This window comes from Dyadobacter sp. OTU695 (genome assembly GCF_038440355.1).
Classification (GTDB): domain Bacteria; phylum Bacteroidota; class Bacteroidia; order Cytophagales; family Spirosomataceae; genus Dyadobacter.
Genome location: NZ_JASATN010000012.1, coordinates 190,933 through 208,003 on the forward strand (window position 1 = coordinate 190,933; position 17,071 = coordinate 208,003).

At 48.0% G+C, this 17,071-nt stretch carries 15 protein-coding genes; 6 read left to right on the plus strand and 9 right to left on the minus strand.

What is annotated here, in order from left to right; genetic code table 11:
• Nucleotides 1-5: 5 nt before the first annotated feature.
• The 3 genes from AAHB90_RS21515 to AAHB90_RS21525 all read left to right on the plus strand — a co-directional run bounded on the left by AAHB90_RS21515 (nt 6) and on the right by AAHB90_RS21525 (nt 5,018).
• A complete protein-coding gene (locus AAHB90_RS21515) occupies nt 6-374 on the plus strand; it encodes a four helix bundle protein (protein ID WP_342087265.1) in 369 nt (122 codons plus the stop codon).
• Between the two features lie 98 nt (nt 375-472).
• Complete coding sequence (locus AAHB90_RS21520) at nt 473-1,525, plus strand: sugar phosphate isomerase/epimerase family protein (RefSeq protein WP_342087266.1); 1,053 nt, start codon at nt 473-475, stop codon at nt 1,523-1,525.
• A gap of 85 nt (nt 1,526-1,610) precedes the next feature.
• Nucleotides 1,611-5,018, plus strand: a complete 3,408-nt coding sequence (locus tag AAHB90_RS21525) for a ThuA domain-containing protein (protein ID WP_342087267.1) — start codon at nt 1,611-1,613, stop codon at nt 5,016-5,018.
• An 86-nt stretch (nt 5,019-5,104) separates the two neighbouring features.
• On the opposite strand, the gene AAHB90_RS21530 is transcribed toward AAHB90_RS21525, so the two are convergent.
• From AAHB90_RS21530 to AAHB90_RS21560, 7 genes are all read right to left on the minus strand, one after another.
• Nucleotides 5,105-5,482, minus strand: a complete 378-nt coding sequence (locus AAHB90_RS21530) for a hypothetical protein (RefSeq protein ID WP_342087268.1) — start codon at nt 5,480-5,482, stop codon at nt 5,105-5,107.
• Nucleotides 5,483-5,487: 5 nt separating this feature from the next.
• Entirely contained in the window at nt 5,488-6,573 is a 1,086-nt protein-coding gene (locus AAHB90_RS21535) for a tail fiber domain-containing protein (RefSeq protein WP_342087269.1), read from the minus strand.
• A 311-nt stretch (nt 6,574-6,884) separates the two neighbouring features.
• Nucleotides 6,885-8,861 (minus strand): tail fiber domain-containing protein, encoded by a 1,977-nt coding sequence (locus AAHB90_RS21540; RefSeq protein WP_342087270.1) that lies wholly within the window; start codon nt 8,859-8,861, stop codon nt 6,885-6,887.
• A gap of 258 nt (nt 8,862-9,119) precedes the next feature.
• Nucleotides 9,120-9,920: a TIGR02757 family protein gene (locus AAHB90_RS21545; RefSeq protein ID WP_342087271.1), complete on the minus strand. Its 801-nt coding sequence runs from the start codon at nt 9,918-9,920 to the stop codon at nt 9,120-9,122.
• A complete protein-coding gene (locus AAHB90_RS21550) occupies nt 9,907-10,119 on the minus strand; it encodes a hypothetical protein (RefSeq protein ID WP_342087272.1) in 213 nt (70 codons plus the stop codon). Before AAHB90_RS21550 ends, AAHB90_RS21545 begins: the two co-directional genes overlap by 14 nt.
• 17 nt (nt 10,120-10,136) lie before the next feature.
• Complete coding sequence (locus tag AAHB90_RS21555; protein WP_342087273.1) at nt 10,137-11,129, minus strand: septal ring lytic transglycosylase RlpA family protein; 993 nt, start codon at nt 11,127-11,129, stop codon at nt 10,137-10,139.
• A 3-nt stretch (nt 11,130-11,132) separates the two neighbouring features.
• Nucleotides 11,133-11,921, minus strand: coding sequence for a DUF4905 domain-containing protein (locus AAHB90_RS21560; RefSeq protein WP_342087274.1), 789 nt, complete (start codon nt 11,919-11,921; stop codon nt 11,133-11,135).
• Between the two features lie 44 nt (nt 11,922-11,965).
• Here AAHB90_RS21560 and kdsB point away from each other — a divergent pair, with 44 nt between their 5' ends.
• Entirely contained in the window at nt 11,966-12,709 is a 744-nt protein-coding gene (kdsB, locus tag AAHB90_RS21565; RefSeq protein WP_342087275.1) for a 3-deoxy-manno-octulosonate cytidylyltransferase, read from the plus strand.
• A 163-nt stretch (nt 12,710-12,872) separates the two neighbouring features.
• Nucleotides 12,873-14,438, plus strand: a complete 1,566-nt coding sequence (gene porX, locus AAHB90_RS21570) for a T9SS response regulator signal transducer PorX (RefSeq protein ID WP_342087276.1) — start codon at nt 12,873-12,875, stop codon at nt 14,436-14,438.
• Nucleotides 14,439-14,503: 65 nt separating this feature from the next.
• On the opposite strand, the gene AAHB90_RS21575 is transcribed toward porX, so the two are convergent.
• Nucleotides 14,504-15,187, minus strand: coding sequence for a cell division ATP-binding protein FtsE (locus AAHB90_RS21575; protein WP_342087277.1), 684 nt, complete (start codon nt 15,185-15,187; stop codon nt 14,504-14,506).
• A 158-nt stretch (nt 15,188-15,345) separates the two neighbouring features.
• Nucleotides 15,346-16,002 (minus strand): fructose-6-phosphate aldolase, encoded by a 657-nt coding sequence (gene fsa, locus AAHB90_RS21580; protein WP_342087278.1) that lies wholly within the window; start codon nt 16,000-16,002, stop codon nt 15,346-15,348.
• A 284-nt stretch (nt 16,003-16,286) separates the two neighbouring features.
• Between fsa and AAHB90_RS21585 the strand changes: the two genes are divergently transcribed.
• Nucleotides 16,287-16,988, plus strand: a complete 702-nt coding sequence (locus tag AAHB90_RS21585; RefSeq protein ID WP_342087279.1) for a tetratricopeptide repeat protein — start codon at nt 16,287-16,289, stop codon at nt 16,986-16,988.
• The last annotated feature ends 83 nt before the right edge of the window (nt 16,989-17,071 follow it).

Genomic DNA, 17,071 nt, shown 5'->3' on the forward strand with positions numbered 1-17,071 from the left:
TTGATATGGCTACTGTTGATGACAAGCGGGATTTTGTCTCGCAATTGCAGGATCGCACTAAGCATTTTGTGTTGCGGAGTATTAAGGTCTTTAAAGCATTGCCATCAACAGAGGAAGCTCGAATTGTAGGGAAGCAATTTCTGCGATCAGCATCTTCTGTCGGAGCCAATTATCGAGCAGTGTGTAGAGCGAGAAGTCAAAATGAATTTTTCGCTAAAATCAGTATCACAATCGAAGAAGCAGACGAGTCACTTTTCTGGATGGAGATTATGTCGGAATCGGGCATAATCCCCCCGGAAAAGCTCATTGCTTTGATGGCGGGCGCAGAGGAGTTAGTCAAGATCCTGTCCAAAGCCCGCAAGAACACGAGGTAGTCTGTCAATCATAAGCTATTCAATCATCGCTCCGGCGACCCGGTCAATTACTCAATCATTCAGTCATTCAATCATTCAGTCATTCAACATTAAAAAATATGAAAACAATAAAAGGACCCGGAATTTTCCTCGCCCAGTTCCTCGGCGACGAAGCTCCGTTCAACTCACTGGATACCATCGCCGACTACATGGCCGGCCTGGGCTATAAGGGATTGCAACTTCCCACGTGGGACCCGCGTGTAATCGACGTGAAGCAGGCAGCGGAATCGCAGACTTATGCAGACGAGCTGAAAGGCAAACTGGCCGACAAAGGCCTTGAGATCACAGAACTCGCATCCCATATCATCGGTCAGCTGGTGGCTTCGCACCCGGTTTATGACGAAATGTATGATGGTTTTGCCGTGCCCGAAGTTCGCAACAACCCGAAGGCACGTGCGGAATGGGCTACGCAGCACTTGAAATATGTAGCGCAGGCAAGCCGCAGATTGGGCCTGAAAGCCAGCGCGACATTCTCTGGTGCGTTGGCATGGCCATTTCTATATCCGTGGCCACAACGCCCTGCCGGATTGGTAGAAACCGCATTCAAAGAGCTCGCGACCCGCTGGAAGCCTATCCTGGATGTGTATGACGAAAATGGTGTGGACGTTGCCTACGAGTTGCACCCGGGCGAGGACCTGTTTGATGGTACTACTTTCGAAATGTTCGTAGACTACCTTGGCGGCCACACCCGCGCGAACATCAACTACGATCCAAGCCATTTCGTGTTGCAGCAATTGGATTATCTCCAGTTCATCGACCTCTACCACGATCGCATCAAGGCATTCCACGTAAAAGACGCGGAATTCAACCCAACCGGTAAGCAGGGCGTTTACAGCGGCTTTGCAGGCTGGGCCGATCGCGCAGGACGTTTCCGCTCGCTGGGTGATGGTCAGGTGGATTTCGGAAGTATTTTCTCGAAACTATCGCAATACAATTACGACAGCTGGGCTGTTCTCGAATGGGAATGCTGCATCAAATCGCCCGTACAAGGCGCGGCAGAAGGTGCACCGTTCATCGAAAGCCATATCATCGAAGTAACTACAAAGGCCTTCGACGATTTCGCAGGAACCGGCGCAGACGAAGCATTCAACCGCAAGGTCCTGGGCTTATAATTGTCGTTCGTACAAGTATATTGAAAACCTATTTTCCTTATGGAAAGTAGGTTTTTTCTACGTTAACCAATTCCCAATCAATCTAATGAATGAATCCCCTTTTCGAAAAGTTTTAAAACGTTTCAGGATTGCCGGTGTGACGGCCCTGGCATGTTGCAGTCTGATGGTTACGGCCCAGACGGTGACGCCGGAAAAGCGCGTGCTGGTATTCTCGAAAACAGCCGGCTTCCGCCACTCCTCCATCCCGGCTGGGAAAACCGCCATCATGAAACTCGGAAAAGAGACTGGCTTTGCTGTTGATACAACCGAAAATGCAGCTGTTTTTACGAATAAAAATCTGCAAAAATACAGCACGGTCATATTTCTGAACACCACTGGCAATGTACTGAATGACAAGCAACAGGATGCCTTTGAACGGTACATCCAGGCGGGTGGCGGCTACGTGGGCATCCACGCCGCAACTGATACCGAGTACGACTGGCCATGGTATAACAAACTGGCAGGCGCGCAATTCCTGAGCCACCCGGGTAACCCCAATGTGCAGGAAGGTGAAGCATATGTGGTGAATGACCAGCATCCTTCGATGGACGGTTTTCCGAAAAAATGGAAGATCAAGGACGAGTTTTATGATTTCAAAAACTTTAATCCGAAGGTGAATGTACTCGTCAAAATCGACGAGAAAACTTACAAGGACGGCAAAATGGGTGACGATCACCCGATGTCATGGTACCACGAGTTTGATGGTGGAAAAGCATTTTATACCAATTTTGGGCATGAAGATGCTACTTACACCAACCCCGTTTTTGTAAAACACCTTACCGGCGGTCTTAACTGGGCCATGGCATCGAAACTGGACTATTCGAAATCCCGCCCCGAAGAAAACCGCTTTACCAAAAAAGTACTTGCTTCCAAGCTCGACGAGCCTACGGAACTGGTCGTACTCGACGATCAGCGCGTCCTGTTTACCGAAAGAAAAGGTAAAGTGAAGCTCTACAATCCTAAAACCGGCAAGATAAAAATCGTTGGCGAAGTACCGGTCTACACCAAACAGGAATATGGCCTGATGGGTCTGAACATCGACCCAAACTTCAAGACCAACAAGCTGATTTATATGTACTATTCACCGCCATCTTCGGAGGCGGATACGGCCCAGCATTTGTCGAGATTCAAATACGATGATGTGAAGGACACCGTACTGCTTAGCACGGAAGAAGTACTTTTAACCGTACCTGTAAAACGTACCGACTGCTGCCACACGGGCGGCTCCATTGCCTGGGATGCAAAAGGCAACCTCTATCTTTCGACGGGCGACGACGTGAACCCGTTTCAGTCCAACGGATACGGCCCGATCGACGAACGTCCGGGACGCGAAGGTTGGGATGGCCAGCATACCTCTTCGAATACCAACTCACTGAGAGGAAAAGTACTCCGCATCAAGCCTCGCTACGGCGACCGCCGTGCCAATATGCCTGGCGGCACCAACCTGTACGACATTCCGGAAGGAAATTTGTTCCCTCCCGGAACCGAGAAAACCCGGCCTGAGATTTATGTAATGGGTACACGTAACCCTTACCGTATTTCGGTGGACCAGCATACCGGCTATTTGTATTGGGGCGATGTAGGTCCTGATGCATCCGTCGACGATCCAAAGCGTGGTCCCAGAGGCTATGACGAAGTGAATCAGGCCAGAAAGGCCGGTTATTTCGGCTATCCCCTGTTTATTGGTAATAACAGACCTTACATCGATTTCAACTTTGCCGACAGCAGTTCGGGTAAGCCTTTCGATCCGGCGAAACCGATCAATAACTCGCCGCACAACACCGGTTTGCAGGAATTGCCCCCCGCTCAACCTGCATTTATCTATTACCCATATGCCGATTCGCCCGAATTCGGAGCGATCGTTGGTAAGGGCGGACGTAATGCAATGGCCGGACCGGTGTATTATGCTGCTGATTTCCAGGATAGCAAGGTTAAGTTCCCTTCCTATTACAATGGTAAATTCTTCGCCTATGACTGGATTCGCGACTATATCAACATCGTGACCATGAATGAGAAAGGCGACCTGCAAAGCATCGAACGCTTTATGCCAGACACCAAGTTCAGCCACCCGATTGATATGCAGTTTGCCAAAGACGGCTCCTTGTACACTTTAGAATACGGCCCTAACTGGTTTGCGCAAAATGACGAAGCCAGCCTCGCACACATTACCTATAATGCGGGCAACCGCGTACCGGTGGCTGTCGCGAGTGCTACCAATACCACCGGGGCAGTTCCTTTGAAAGTAACTTTCTCTTCCAAAGGCTCAATGGACCACGACGGCGACCCGATCAAATATGAATGGTCATTTGGAAAAGGGCTTCCTAAAAGCACCCTGGCTAACCCAAGCTTTACCTATGCGAAGGCCGGCGAATACACCGCCACTTTGAAAGTGACCGACAATGCCGGGAATTCCAATACCTCGGACGTGATTGTGCGCGTGGGTAATGCTGTTCCAAAGGTGGACGTGGCCATTAAAGGCAACAAGACGTTCTATTGGAATGATAAGCCGGTGAACTACGAAGTTTCTGTTTCCGACAAAGAGGACGGCAGCCTGGCTACCAAAAAAATCCCGGAAGACGAAGTTACTTTGACGATTAACTACCTCGAAGGCTTCGACAAAACACAGCTGGCACAAGGACACCAGGCCAACACAGGTTTTGAAACTGGCAAGCGCATGATCGAACTGAGCGATTGCAAGGCATGTCACTCGGTCGATAAAAAGTCTATCGGGCCTGCCTACCGCGAAGTAGCGAAGAAGTACGCACGCGAGCGAAATTCATTGAAGACGCTCACCGACAAAGTTCTCAAAGGCGGAAGCGGCGTTTGGGGCGAGCAGGCAATGCCGGGCCATCCGCAGCACAAGCCGGAGGAAGTGGAAGAAATGGTGAAATACATTCTGGGTCTTGCCAATGAAAAGGCCGCCGATAAGAAGCCGTTGAAAAGCGCTTATGTGACGCAGGCCAAGAAAAAAGAGGGGTCGTATATTTTCACCGCCAGCTACACCGACAAGGGTAATGGAACGATGGGCCCGCTTACTGGCTCCAAAACCGTAGCATTGCGCCCGTCGACGCTGATGGCAAACATGGCCGATACGACGAGAAACACCTTCAAATACAAAGGTGACAGTGGAACCGAAATGGTAATTGGTATGAAAGACGGCGGCTTCATCGCGTTCGACGATATCGACCTGACTGAAATAGCTAAGCTGTCCGTTGCGGTGGCAAGTACGGCCGGGCGATCCGCCGGCGGGACGCTTGAAGTTCGCCTGGACGGAGTGACAGGAACCAAAATCGGAGAAGGCAAAGTCGAAAAATCAGAGACGATCAGCGTCCCGGTGAAAGCGCCGGCCGACGGCAAGCTGCATAAAGTATATTTTGTATTTAAAAATGCAGAAGCTGGTAACAAGCCGTTGTTTTCGATTGAATCGATAAAGTTTGAGAATGCTGTTTTGTAAAAGGAGTTTTAGATAAAAATAGTGAGAGCGGGCTCCGGAATCGGGGCCCGCTCTGTTTATATAGATCTTAAAAAATCAACAACACTTCATTTTTGGACCACCATTTTCTTCACGCCGTTGCTCTTGCCGTCGGTTACCAGATCATACAGAAATAATCCATCCTGAAAATCACTTGCGGAAATGGTCAGCTGACCGTTTCCACGCTCTTTGACGGGATAAGAAGAAACTTTCACGCCACTTACCGAATAGATATTGATCGTCGCCTCCTTCACGGCTTCAGGGATAAAATATGCTATCTGTGAATTTGCAGAGAACCCGTTAGGAACGTTTTGTTCCAGAACAACTCCGTTCGCATTCGGCTCGGTACGCGCTGCACTACCGGTCAACGGTTTAGCAGTATTGGAAGCCACAATACGCTCCAATTGTTCAAGGCGTTTTGCCAATGCTTCTACGACTGCATTCACTTCTTTTAACTCCGCATCTCTTGCTCGATTACTTGTTGCTGTTCCTTCACCGAATTAATCAGAATATAAGTAACCGCATTGGCGTCGTAATCCAGGTACTCCGTTTTGTTACCCAGAGAATCCTGGTAAGTAAACGAACCGACCGTATAAGGCGCGATCTTCTGCATTTCCTGCGCGATGATACCTACGAACTTCTTGTCGCCAGTTTCGATGCCCGCTTTGCCATTGTATTGGAACCAGACGGGTTTGATTTCTTGGAGCAGGTCGAGGCCGTCGGTAAAGTCGGTAATGTTCTTTTTGAGGCGGCTGTCTGAGGCGACTGTCCAGTCAGGGGAGCCTGCTTTGGCGGCGGCATCGGTGCTGAGATGAAGTTGGAAGGATGGGGCGGATATGCCGATGCAGACATTGGCCTTGTAGCCCAGGACGAGGCTATTACTTGATGTTACTTTTGCATTCGCTCCAATTGCGGTGGCATTTAGGACAGAAGCTCCGCCGTCGGCCTTGTACCCCAGATATGTGTTACTGCTGCCGTCGACACTAGTAATTCCGCTCTCAAATCCTAAAAATGTGTTGAAGTTGCCATTGGAATTCGTGTTCCCCGAACTGCGTCCTACGAACACGTTTTGATTTCCAGTGATATTTGAATCGCCGGCATGATTACCCAAAAAGGTATTGTCATTTCCTGACGTATTTAGAAATCCTGTCGAATAACCGGCAAACAAATTATCACCTCCACCAAGATTACTTTTACCAGCATACCCACCTATAAATGTATTAAACGGCCCTGAAATATTTTGATAGCCTGCCTTATATCCGACAAATACATTTCCACCCGATTTACTAAAATAACCCGCCTGTGAACCTACAAAGACGTTATAAACACCGTCCAAATTAGAAAATCCTGCCTGATGTCCTATAAAGCTATTATCCAAGCCATTCGCAATATTCGAAGCTCCCGCCTGAGTTCCAAAAAAGGCGTGGCCGGGCCCCTGGGTACCGGCCCCTACACCATAATGCGTCTGCGCATTCACCCGTGTCATCGCGCATACTCCCAACAGCAGCGCTCCCGTCATCTTGTACCATTTGTTCATGTTTATAAATTGTTTTAGTGATGAGGGTCTCCCCCGTTAATTTGTAACGGCTGCAAATTTGCCGTGTACGATAAATGGAGTCTCAAAACGATTAGTCATTGGCGCAGAGGAGATTATTAAGCGGCAAATGGTATAGTTTACATGCAAACTATTATGTCGCAGAAGTATGGCATTCAACAAAAAAGGGTCTCGATACGAAACCCTTTGCCTATTTCAAACAGAGTGCCGAGGTGGGTATTCTGAATGGATATTTGCTCTTGCCAAGAAACAATTTCAAGCATCGATTGAAGTACCACCCCGGGATCCTACTTCTACTCCACTAACATTTTCTTTGCTCCTATACTCTTACCGTCGGTAACCAGATCGTAAACATGTATCCCATCCTGATATTTATCTGCCGAAATGACTAATTCACCAGCTCCACGCTCCGATATCAGGTGCGAACTAACCTTTACTCCTGCTATTGTATAGATGTCGATTACAGCCGTTTTTACGGATTGCGGAATAAAATATTTGATGGAAGTTCTGTTTGAGAAACCATTAGGAACATTTTGCTCCAAAACACCGCTCTCCGCTTCTTTTTCAATACTATTAGAAACTCCCGGCAGAGAACTCATTAACTTCTCTAACTTTTCTACACGATTTTCCAGCTCCTGAATTTTCGCTTCTTTCCCTTCAATCAACTTTTGCTGTTCCTTCACCGAATTGATCAGAATATAAGTAACCGCATTCGCATCGTAATCCAGGTACTCCGTTTTGTTACCCAGTGAATCCTGATGGGTGAATGTACCGATGGTATACGGCGCGATCTTCTGCATTTCCTGTGCGATGATACCTACGAACTTCTTGTTGCCAGTTTCGATTCCTGCCTGGCCATTGTATTGGAACCAGACAGGTTTGATTTGTTGGAGCAGGTCGAGGCCGTCTGTAAAGTCGGTAATATCCTTCTTCAACCTTTTATCGGACATGATCATCCAGCTGGAAGAGCCGGCCTTTGCTGCTGTTCCGGTACTCATCTGCAACTGATAAACCGGTGCGGACACACCAATCCCTACATTTGCATTGTTACCTAACACCAAGCTGTTACTCGCAGTAACCTTTGCAGATGCGCCGATCGCCGTTGCATTAACGATATCCGACTTCCCGCCTGAAGCATAGCCCAGGTAGGTATTCTTCTCACCACTGGTATTGTCGTAACCAGCTCCATGCCCCAAGAATGTGTTCAAGCTTCCGCTTTTATTGGAATACCCACTTTTATTGCCAATAAATGCGTTTCCCGTACCTACATCATTAGTGAATCCCGAAGCCGTACCCAAAAAAGTATTTCCACTACCGGAAGTGTTCCAAATACCCGAGTCTTTCCCAAGAAAGTTGTTATCATTTCCCTGGTTGTTCATTCCGGCCATGGCCCCCATCAGCAGGTTGTTGCTTCCATTGCTGCTCGTTCCTGCCCCATAACCGAACATCGCATTATTGTCCCCCTTCGTATCCCTTCCGGCAGACATTCCTACATAAGCATTACCATAACCGTCGGCATTCCGACCAGCTGTACCGCCAATGAAAGTGTTCATGTTTACAGTGACAGCCGTTCCTCCTGCATTCTCTCCTGCATTATGCCCGATAAAAGTGTTAAAATATCCCTTCGCATTGGCACCGGTTTTATTCCCAATATATATGTTTCTACCACCGAGTGTCGCCCCGTAACCCGCCTGCCAACCGATGAATACATTTTTTTCGGTGTCGTTATTGTAGCCAGCTTCGGTACCTATAAAAACATTTTGGTCTTTTGAACTCACATACCCCGCTTTGGCTCCCAGGAAGACATTGTCATTACCATTCTTATTCGAATTTCCTGTTTCATATCCCAGAAAGACATTGTTTGAACCAACACTCAGTCCGCCAGCCCCTGCTCCTAGATAGGAATTGTAGTTTCCTACACTAATGCCTCCGCAACTGGCCCCGACGAAAGTATTTTGATAAGCCGCACCGTTATTGATGCCGGCATTGTAACCCAACAGAGTGTTTGCTGCTCCCGTGTTCGTTTGACCGGCGCTGTACCCAGTGAAAGTGTTATAGCTCCCCGAAACTGAATTCGCACCGGAAAAATGCCCGAGATAAGTATTGAAGGAGCCGTTAGAATTCATTTTACCGGCATTTGTCCCAAAGAATGCATGGCCTGTTCCGGAAGTCCCTGCGCCAACCCCGTAGTGGGTTTGAGCATCGCTTCGGTGAGTCTCCGCGCTCAATATCGCGGCGGTCAGCAAAATCGGTTTGAAGAAATGTTTCATAATGCTATTGTTTAGCTAAAATTGAGATGTCTTTCAGATTTAAAATCCAACTCAATTTCTGCTTTCAACAGCGGTTAACGACACACAAATGATTCAGGGGACATGGAAGTTTAGTCAAAGGAAAGCGCGACAAAATAGTTCGTATATGAATCAAAAGAACCAGCAAGATCATACTAATCCGGTACGACAGCTACCTTGGCGAGAAACCTGAAATACCTGTTAGGAAGCGCTTTCAGAAGCTACAAATAATTGAAATACCTACTTCGCAAACCCTTCAATCCCCAATCCAAACAAAGCAAAATCATACTTCACAGGGTCGTACGGGTCGAGCAGGCGGAGCGAAGCGGTAAGTTCAGTCGCAGTTTGCCAGTTGGTAACAGGTCGTTTGATAAGCCCCAGCACGCGCGCTACGCGGTCGACGTGTACATCGCAGGGGCAAACGAGCTGCGCGGGGCGGATCGTGTTCCAGATACCGAAGTCGACACCCTGGTCGTCTTTGCGCACCATCCAGCGCAGGAACATGTTGAGACGCTTGCATGAGGACTTCCGTGCGGGCGTCGCTATGTGCTTGCGCGTACGTAAGGGAAAATTTTCGGAGCTTGAAAAAAGGTCATGGAAGCCCATCAGCCCATTTTCGATGGTAGTATCGTTTGGCATCATATGACTGCTGAATGCAAATTCCAGCGAATCATGTACTTTGTAGTATTCCTGAAAGAAATGCAGGAAATAGAGCGTATCGGTCGCGTTGAATGTACGATGCTTGAAATGCAGGAACGGTTTGAGGTCGCTTTCGTGGTGATTGCGCACAAAATCGTACGGCGCACTATCCATCAATGCCGCCAGTTCGAGGCATTTGCTGATAATGGTTTTCCGTTGTCCCCAGGCGAGCACGGCTGCCCAAAAGCCCATGATTTCGATATCCTGCTTGATGGAAAATCGGTGTGGAATGCAGATCGGGTCGAAAGGAATGAAGTCCGGTCGGTTGTATTGCGCTACTTTTTCTTCCAGCAGCTCCGCAACGTATTTGGGCGGATAGGCCGTTTGATTAACGTCTGGCATGGCTACCTCCGAACAGGTAAGCCAGCATGCGTGAGATACCTGAAAAAATCATCACAATCCCAGAAAAAAGGAATGTAAAAATCGCGATAAACGGATACAACAGGGTGAACATTACGCTCCAAATCTTATATCCGGCCGTATTTTTAAGTGCTTCGCGTTCCTCTTCTCTCTTGGAACGAAATTGTGGTGCGTGTTTCATAATAACTTTTACCGTGGTTACTCAAGATAACTGACTACGGCCCTGAATCGTTTGCTGTTAGGGGAAACTTTTTCAAATGCGCGGGACGACAGCTTGATCACAATGTCGTCGTTTACACTGGTATCAGGAATGCGGCCGATAATGCGGACAATGATTTTTTCCTGATTGTATTCGTTCAAAACCTCTACCAGCGAACCGATTGGCGCAGTGCGATGCAGACCCAGAAATTTGCTGGTACTTTCGTCCGTCTCGATCACTTCCGCCAGTCCCGATTCCGATTTGCGCTTGCTTTTCACCACTTTCGGCGGAGCTACTTCTTCCACAGGCTTAACAACTTTTTCCGGAACCGCTGTTTTGGCTTTCACCGAATCTTTGACGACGGTCGTCGCTACCTTGGGCGCTGGCGGCGTTACAACGGGCGCTGCTGCCTTTTCAGCACCTTTTTCGCTTACAATAAGCTCTTGGCCGTCTTTGAGGTTATCATCTGTAAGGTTGTTCCATTTACGGAGATCGGCCATCAGAACACCGTATTTAACCGCAACGCGGTACAATGTCTGCCCCGGCTCTACTTTATGAATTCCATTTGCGGGAAGCGCAGCGGCAGAGGATGCCGATGGTGCTGATGTGCTTGTGGCCACGGAGGGTGTATCGGCGACGGGTTTGGTTTCCTTCACCTCCGCTTTGAGAAGTTCCTTCTTCTCTTCTTTCTTATCTTCTTTTTTGGAGTCTTTTTTCCCAACCTTGGGCGTGTAAGGTACCCGGATCGTCTGTCCCGACTGGATCTGGTCGCTCATACCAGGATTGGCTTCGCGCAAGGCATGGATAGTCGTTCCGTACTGGCGCACAACGGCAAACATCGTCTGCCCCTGGTTAACTCTGTGAATAACGAAAATCTTCCCCCCTACCTTCTCGACTCCGACGGAGTCAACAGCATTCAATCCCTTAGCCCGGGCGCTCGTCAAACCTGTCATCAATCCTGCCAAAAGGGCCAGGCAAAAAATGTATTTCATTTATTATGAAAGCGTTAAACTCGAAAACTCGTTGCTATTTTTCAGATAAACCAGTGTGGACGCTTTCAGCATCATCGTCGAGCGGCCTGTTCCTTCCCGCTCTTCCGATAGTTTCTCGTGTAAAACCTGTTGCTTCTGATCGGTTACTATGAGGAGGTATTGCACTGTTTTATCTTGCTCGTAAATATAATAAGAAAAGATTATATAGGGTCTTTTCTCCAAATAATCGATGGCTACCGGAATGTGACCGTCCGTTGCGCCGCTAATAAATTGCGAGAGCCTTTTGAAGTACATATTCCCTTCGATGTAACGAACGGGCTCAGTTAAAATTACTTGTTCGTCCGGTTCCGATAATGCTGCATTCGATTGCAGCAGTTCACCGTTCGACGCATTGCAATGCATATGCTTGAATGAATCACCCTGTTTGGTCGCCACTTCCAGCAAACCGCCGCCTGCATTTTTCACGAGCAGATGGTTGGGTAAAATCCAGGACAGCAAACCCGTTTCCACATTCACGGCAAGCAAATCCGTCGGTTCAGGTACTTCGGGATGTCTGTAATTATGTAAATAAATGTGATTATCCGAAAATGCGGTCAGGGAAGTCCACCAATCGGTACCTTCCACCTGTCGCTGCCATTTTACGGCAAGATGATCCGTATCGATCAGCGCAAACCATACTTCACGTTGCGCCGCATCCCGTAACTCGATAGCCCACAGCGAACTATCCGGACGAGCATCCGGCATTACGCGCCATATGTTTTCGGAAAAACGGAACGAAAAAAGATTTTGCAATTTTTTACCTTTATTTTGAATTCAAATTAACTGACAACGACCTCGTGCGCATTCTAGGAATAATACCGGCCCGCTATGCTTCTACCCGCTTCCCCGCCAAGGCTTTGGTTGACATTGGTGGCAAAAGCATGATCCAGCGGGTTTATGAACAAGCTTCCAAAGCTACTCAACTCGCTCAGGTAATCGTAGCGACCGACGACGAAAGAATACTGAACCACGTCCGAGAATTCGGCGGAAATGCCGTTATGACTTCACAGGATCACCAAAGCGGCACTGATCGCTGCTTCGAAGCCCTTGCCCAAACGGAAGAAAGTTACGACTACGTCATCAATATCCAGGGTGACGAGCCATTCATCAGCCCCGAGCCGATTGACCACCTTGCCTCTGTGCTGAATGGAGAGACCGAACTGGCCACATTGGTGAAAGTCATCGACAATGATGAAATTCTCTTCAATGTAAATGTGCCGAAAGCGGTTTTGAACAAGCGAAGCGAAGTCATGTATTTCAGTCGGCAAACGATCCCTTATTTGCGCAATGCACAGAGCCAGGACGAATTCCTGAAATCGCATGTTTTTTACAAACACATCGGCATTTATGCATACAGAACAGACGTTTTAGCCGAAATCACCAAACTTCCCGTTTCGTCGCTGGAAAAAGCCGAAGCATTGGAACAGCTGCGCTGGCTGGAAAACGGCTACGCGATCAAGGCGGTGGTCACCTCCGACGATTCACACGGCGTGGATACGCCCGATGATCTCGACCGGGTTACGAGAAAATTTTTACACTGACAGGCCGTTGTGGAATGCATTTTTTACGTGCAAGCTTAACGTATAAGGATAAGCCGTATATTTCATAAAAAACGTTAAAACCGTTTTACGTATACGACCAGCTTCTTCCGATGCGTTAGCCTTTTATTGTTTTAAACTAATTACCACTTGAAAAAAGAGTCTTATGCAATATAACATCCTGTGGGCCGATGATGAAATAGATCTTCTCAAACCGCATATCATGTTCCTTACCAATAAAGGTTACAACGTTACGCCCGTTAACAGCGGTGCGGATGCGCTGGACCGCATTGAGAATGACAGGTTTGACATTGTTTTCCTCGACGAAATGATGCCGGGGATGACCGGCCTCGAAACCCTCGCACAAATCAAGCAGCAGCAACCCAACCTGCCGGTGGTCATGATCACCAAAAGCGAGGAGGAGCACATTATGGAGGATGCCATCGGTTCCAAAATCGATGACTATCTCATCAAACCGCTGAACCCCAACCAGATATTACTTTCGGTTAAGAAGATATTAGACAACAAACGCCTGGTAACCGAAAAAACGACCCTCAGCTACCAGCAGGAATTCCGCAGCCTGGCTATGCAGTATCAGGACCGTATCGGTCACGAGGAATGGGCGGATATTTACAAAAAACTTATCTACTGGGAGCTGGAACTCGAAAGCTCCGACGACCAGGGCATGGCGGAGGTTTTCAGCATGCAGAAAAGTGAAGCCAATGCCAATTTCTGCAAGTTTATTGAGGATGAATACGAAGAATGGCTGAACGACCCGCGTTCCGACAAGCCCATCCTTTCGCATCAGTTGATGAAACAGAAAGTATTCCCCCATCTGAAAGGGTCGAGCGAGCCGTTGTTCTTCCTGCTGATCGACAACTTCCGCTATGATCAATGGAAAATGATCCAGCCGATTTTGCAGGAATTTTTTAATATCGAGGAAGAGTCGTCGTACTACTCTATCCTGCCAACCACGACCGGCTACGCACGTAATGCGATCTTTTCCGGCCTGATGCCCAGCGAAATGGAGCGTAAGCATCCGCAATGGTGGGTAAGCGACGAAAATACGCCCGAGGGCGAGGAAGGGCTGAACAACCATGAGCAGGATTTCCTTCAAAAACAACTGGAAATGAACCATTTGAATATCAAATTTTCATATTCCAAAATCCTGAATACCAACCAGGGCAAAGCCTTGGTAGACACTTTCAACAATTTGTTGAGCAACCAGTTGAATGTGGTTGTCTACAACTTTGTGGATATGCTTTCCCATGCACGCACGGATGTGCAGATGATCAAGGAGCTCGCACCCGACGAAGCGGCGTACCGCTCGATCACCCGCTCGTGGTTCCAGCATTCCCCGCTGCTCGATTTCATCCGTAAGATCGCCGAAAAGAAAGGACGCCTCATCCTCACCACCGACCATGGTATGATCCGCGTTCAAAAACCGGTGAAGATCATCGGTTACCGCGAAACGAATACAAACCTCCGTTACAAACACGGAAAAAACCTCGGTTTCGACGACAACCATTTGATGGTTTGCCGCAAGCCTGAGCGTATTTTCCTCCCAAAACCACACGTCTCCACGTCGTATGTGTTTACAAAAGAGGATTACTTCTTCGCATATCCGAACAACTACAACCAGTACGTGAACCTCTACCGCGACACTTTCCAGCACGGCGGCGTGTCGCTCGAAGAAATGATCATTCCGGTGATCGATATGAAGGCGAAGTAAGAAGTTTGAAAATGCAAAAAGGGCATCTGACTTGGTCAAATGCCCTTTTTATTGGCTTGATATCGTTACTCGCTTACCGTGATGCCACCGTTCTCGCATTTGATCACGCGGGCGGGAAAGCGTTTCAGGAAGTCGTGGTTGTGTGTGGCCATCAAGATGGCCGTGCCGGCATTGTTAATGGTCCGGAAAACCTGCATGATCTGATCTCCCACCTCGGGGTCGAGGTTACCGGTCGGTTCATCGGCGATCAGGATTTGCGGCTCATTGAGCATGGCACGGGCGATTACCACACGCTGCTGCTCACCACCCGATAGCTGATGCGGCATTCTTTTCTGGGCAGTTCCCAGGCCTACCTGCATTAAAACTTCTGCAATGCGCTTGGAAATTTTGCCCTGGTTTTCCCATCCCGTCGCACGTAGCACGAAGGCGAGATTGTCTTCTACAGAGCGGTCCGACAGTAACTGAAAATCCTGGAAAACGATGCCTATCCTCCGGCGGAGGAAAGGGATGTCGGCCCTTTTAATATTGTGAAGCTCATAACCGGCCACTTTGGCAGAACCGGTATGCAGCCATAAATCGGCGTATAGTGTTTTCAAAAGCGAGCTCTTACCGCTACCGGTCCGTCCGATGAGGTAAACGAATTCGCCCTTACTGATTTCAAAATGAACGTCGTTCAAGACAGGCCTCTCACCCTGATAAATATCTGCCCTTTCCAGTCTGATTATTGGCTCCGTCGAATCGGTGGTCATAATTGTGCTAAAAGTAATGATTGGGTTGAGCAGAAAACGCTCAAATATGGGGATAGTGTGTATGGGTATTGTCATCCTGAACGAAGTCGAAGGATAGTTGCGTGATGCCCTTCACATCGTGCATTTACACTTCGACTTCGCTCAGTGTGACAAACTGATTAAGCGTTTCCTTTCTTGTAGTCAGACAGGAATTTCTCCAGACCGATATCTGTCAATGGGTGCTTCAGCAACGCTTCGATCGCGCTCAATGGGCCGGTCATCACGTCAGCACCAACTTCTGCGCACTGGATAATGTGCATTGGGTGACGAACCGATGCCGCAAGTACCTGCGTATCGAAACCATAGTTTCTGTAAATAGTCAGGATCTGCTCGATCAACGCGATACCGTCGGTTGAGATATCGTCAAGGCGACCTACGAATGGAGAAACGTAAGTAGCACCTGCTTTCGCAGCTACCAGCGCTTGTCCTGGTGAGAAGATCAGCGTACAGTTGGTACGGACACCTTTGCTGGAAAAGTATTTAAGCGCTTTGATACCTTCTCTGATCATCGGGATTTTCACCACGATTTTCTCGTCGATCTCAACCAGTTCTTCGCCCTCGCGAACCATTCCTTCGAAATCGACCGATATTACTTCCGCACTTACATCACCGTCCACGATATCGCAGATAGCTTTGTAGTGACGCATTATATTATCCTTACCTGTAATTCCTTCTTTCGCCATCAAAGATGGGTTGGTAGTAACACCGTCTAATACACCAAGCGCCTGCGCTTCCCGAATTTCATCCAGGTTCGCAGTATCAATGAAAAATTTCATATTGAAAGTTTATTGGTTAGAATATTCCACAAAAGTAGGAAACCCTGAACAAAAGCAAAAAGAAAGAAAGGGGGAATCGACGCGGGAAGAAATAAAAAAAGGCAAACCGAGAATCTCACCGCATCGACCATCTACCCTTGCTTCCGTCAGGACCTGGGGGATTCGAAAGGAGCTGGTAGTTCCGATTTGCCACTGCAAAGATAAAGACATTTTATTAACAAAAAGAAAACATTCCTTTGAGCTTTCCCCTTACTTTTGCGTGAATCAACTAGAAATGAACCAGTATGCCTCGATTATTTTTTTTATTTTTTCTGATTTTCCTTTACTCCTGCTCCCAATCCTCCGACGCATTCCTCCAAAAAGGTAAAGAGCTTATGCAACAGGGCAAGACCCGCGAAGCGATTGAATTCATCAACAAAGCCATTGAAAAAAATACAGCCAACGCCGATGCCTTCAACCTCCGCGGCGTAGCTTACTATGAGTTAAAAGAATACCCGAATGCATTGCTCGACTTCGGTCAGGCGATCAAGCTGCAGCCCGGCTCCTACCGGCCCTACTTCAACCGCGCATTACTCTATACGGACGAAAACAAACTGGATTCCGCATTTACTGATTACAATAAATCCGCCGAACTCGCCCCCGATACCGCCGACGTTTTCCTCAACCGCGGCCAGTTGCTCGTACTTATGGACAGGACGCCCGATGCGATCAAAGACTTCGAAAAAGCGACCCGGCTTGATGCCAATAATAAACAAGCCTGGTACAATCTGGGAAATACCTATTACCGGACGCAGGATTTCAAAAAAGCAACCCTGGCATTCCGCCAAACGGTGAAACTCGATGGGCAATATGGAAAGGCTTTTTACGGTCTTGGCCTTGCGCAGTACAACGATGGTGAAAAAGATCTGGGGTGCACCAGCCTGAAACAGGCTCTAAACCTGGGATATAGCGATGCCGCCAACGCGTTAACGCAATTTTGTCAATAAAAGATATGTTAAATCAGTATCCCCGGCAGTTAATAACTGAGGGATAACAGCTTTTTAACACATTCTTTAATAATCGTATTCTT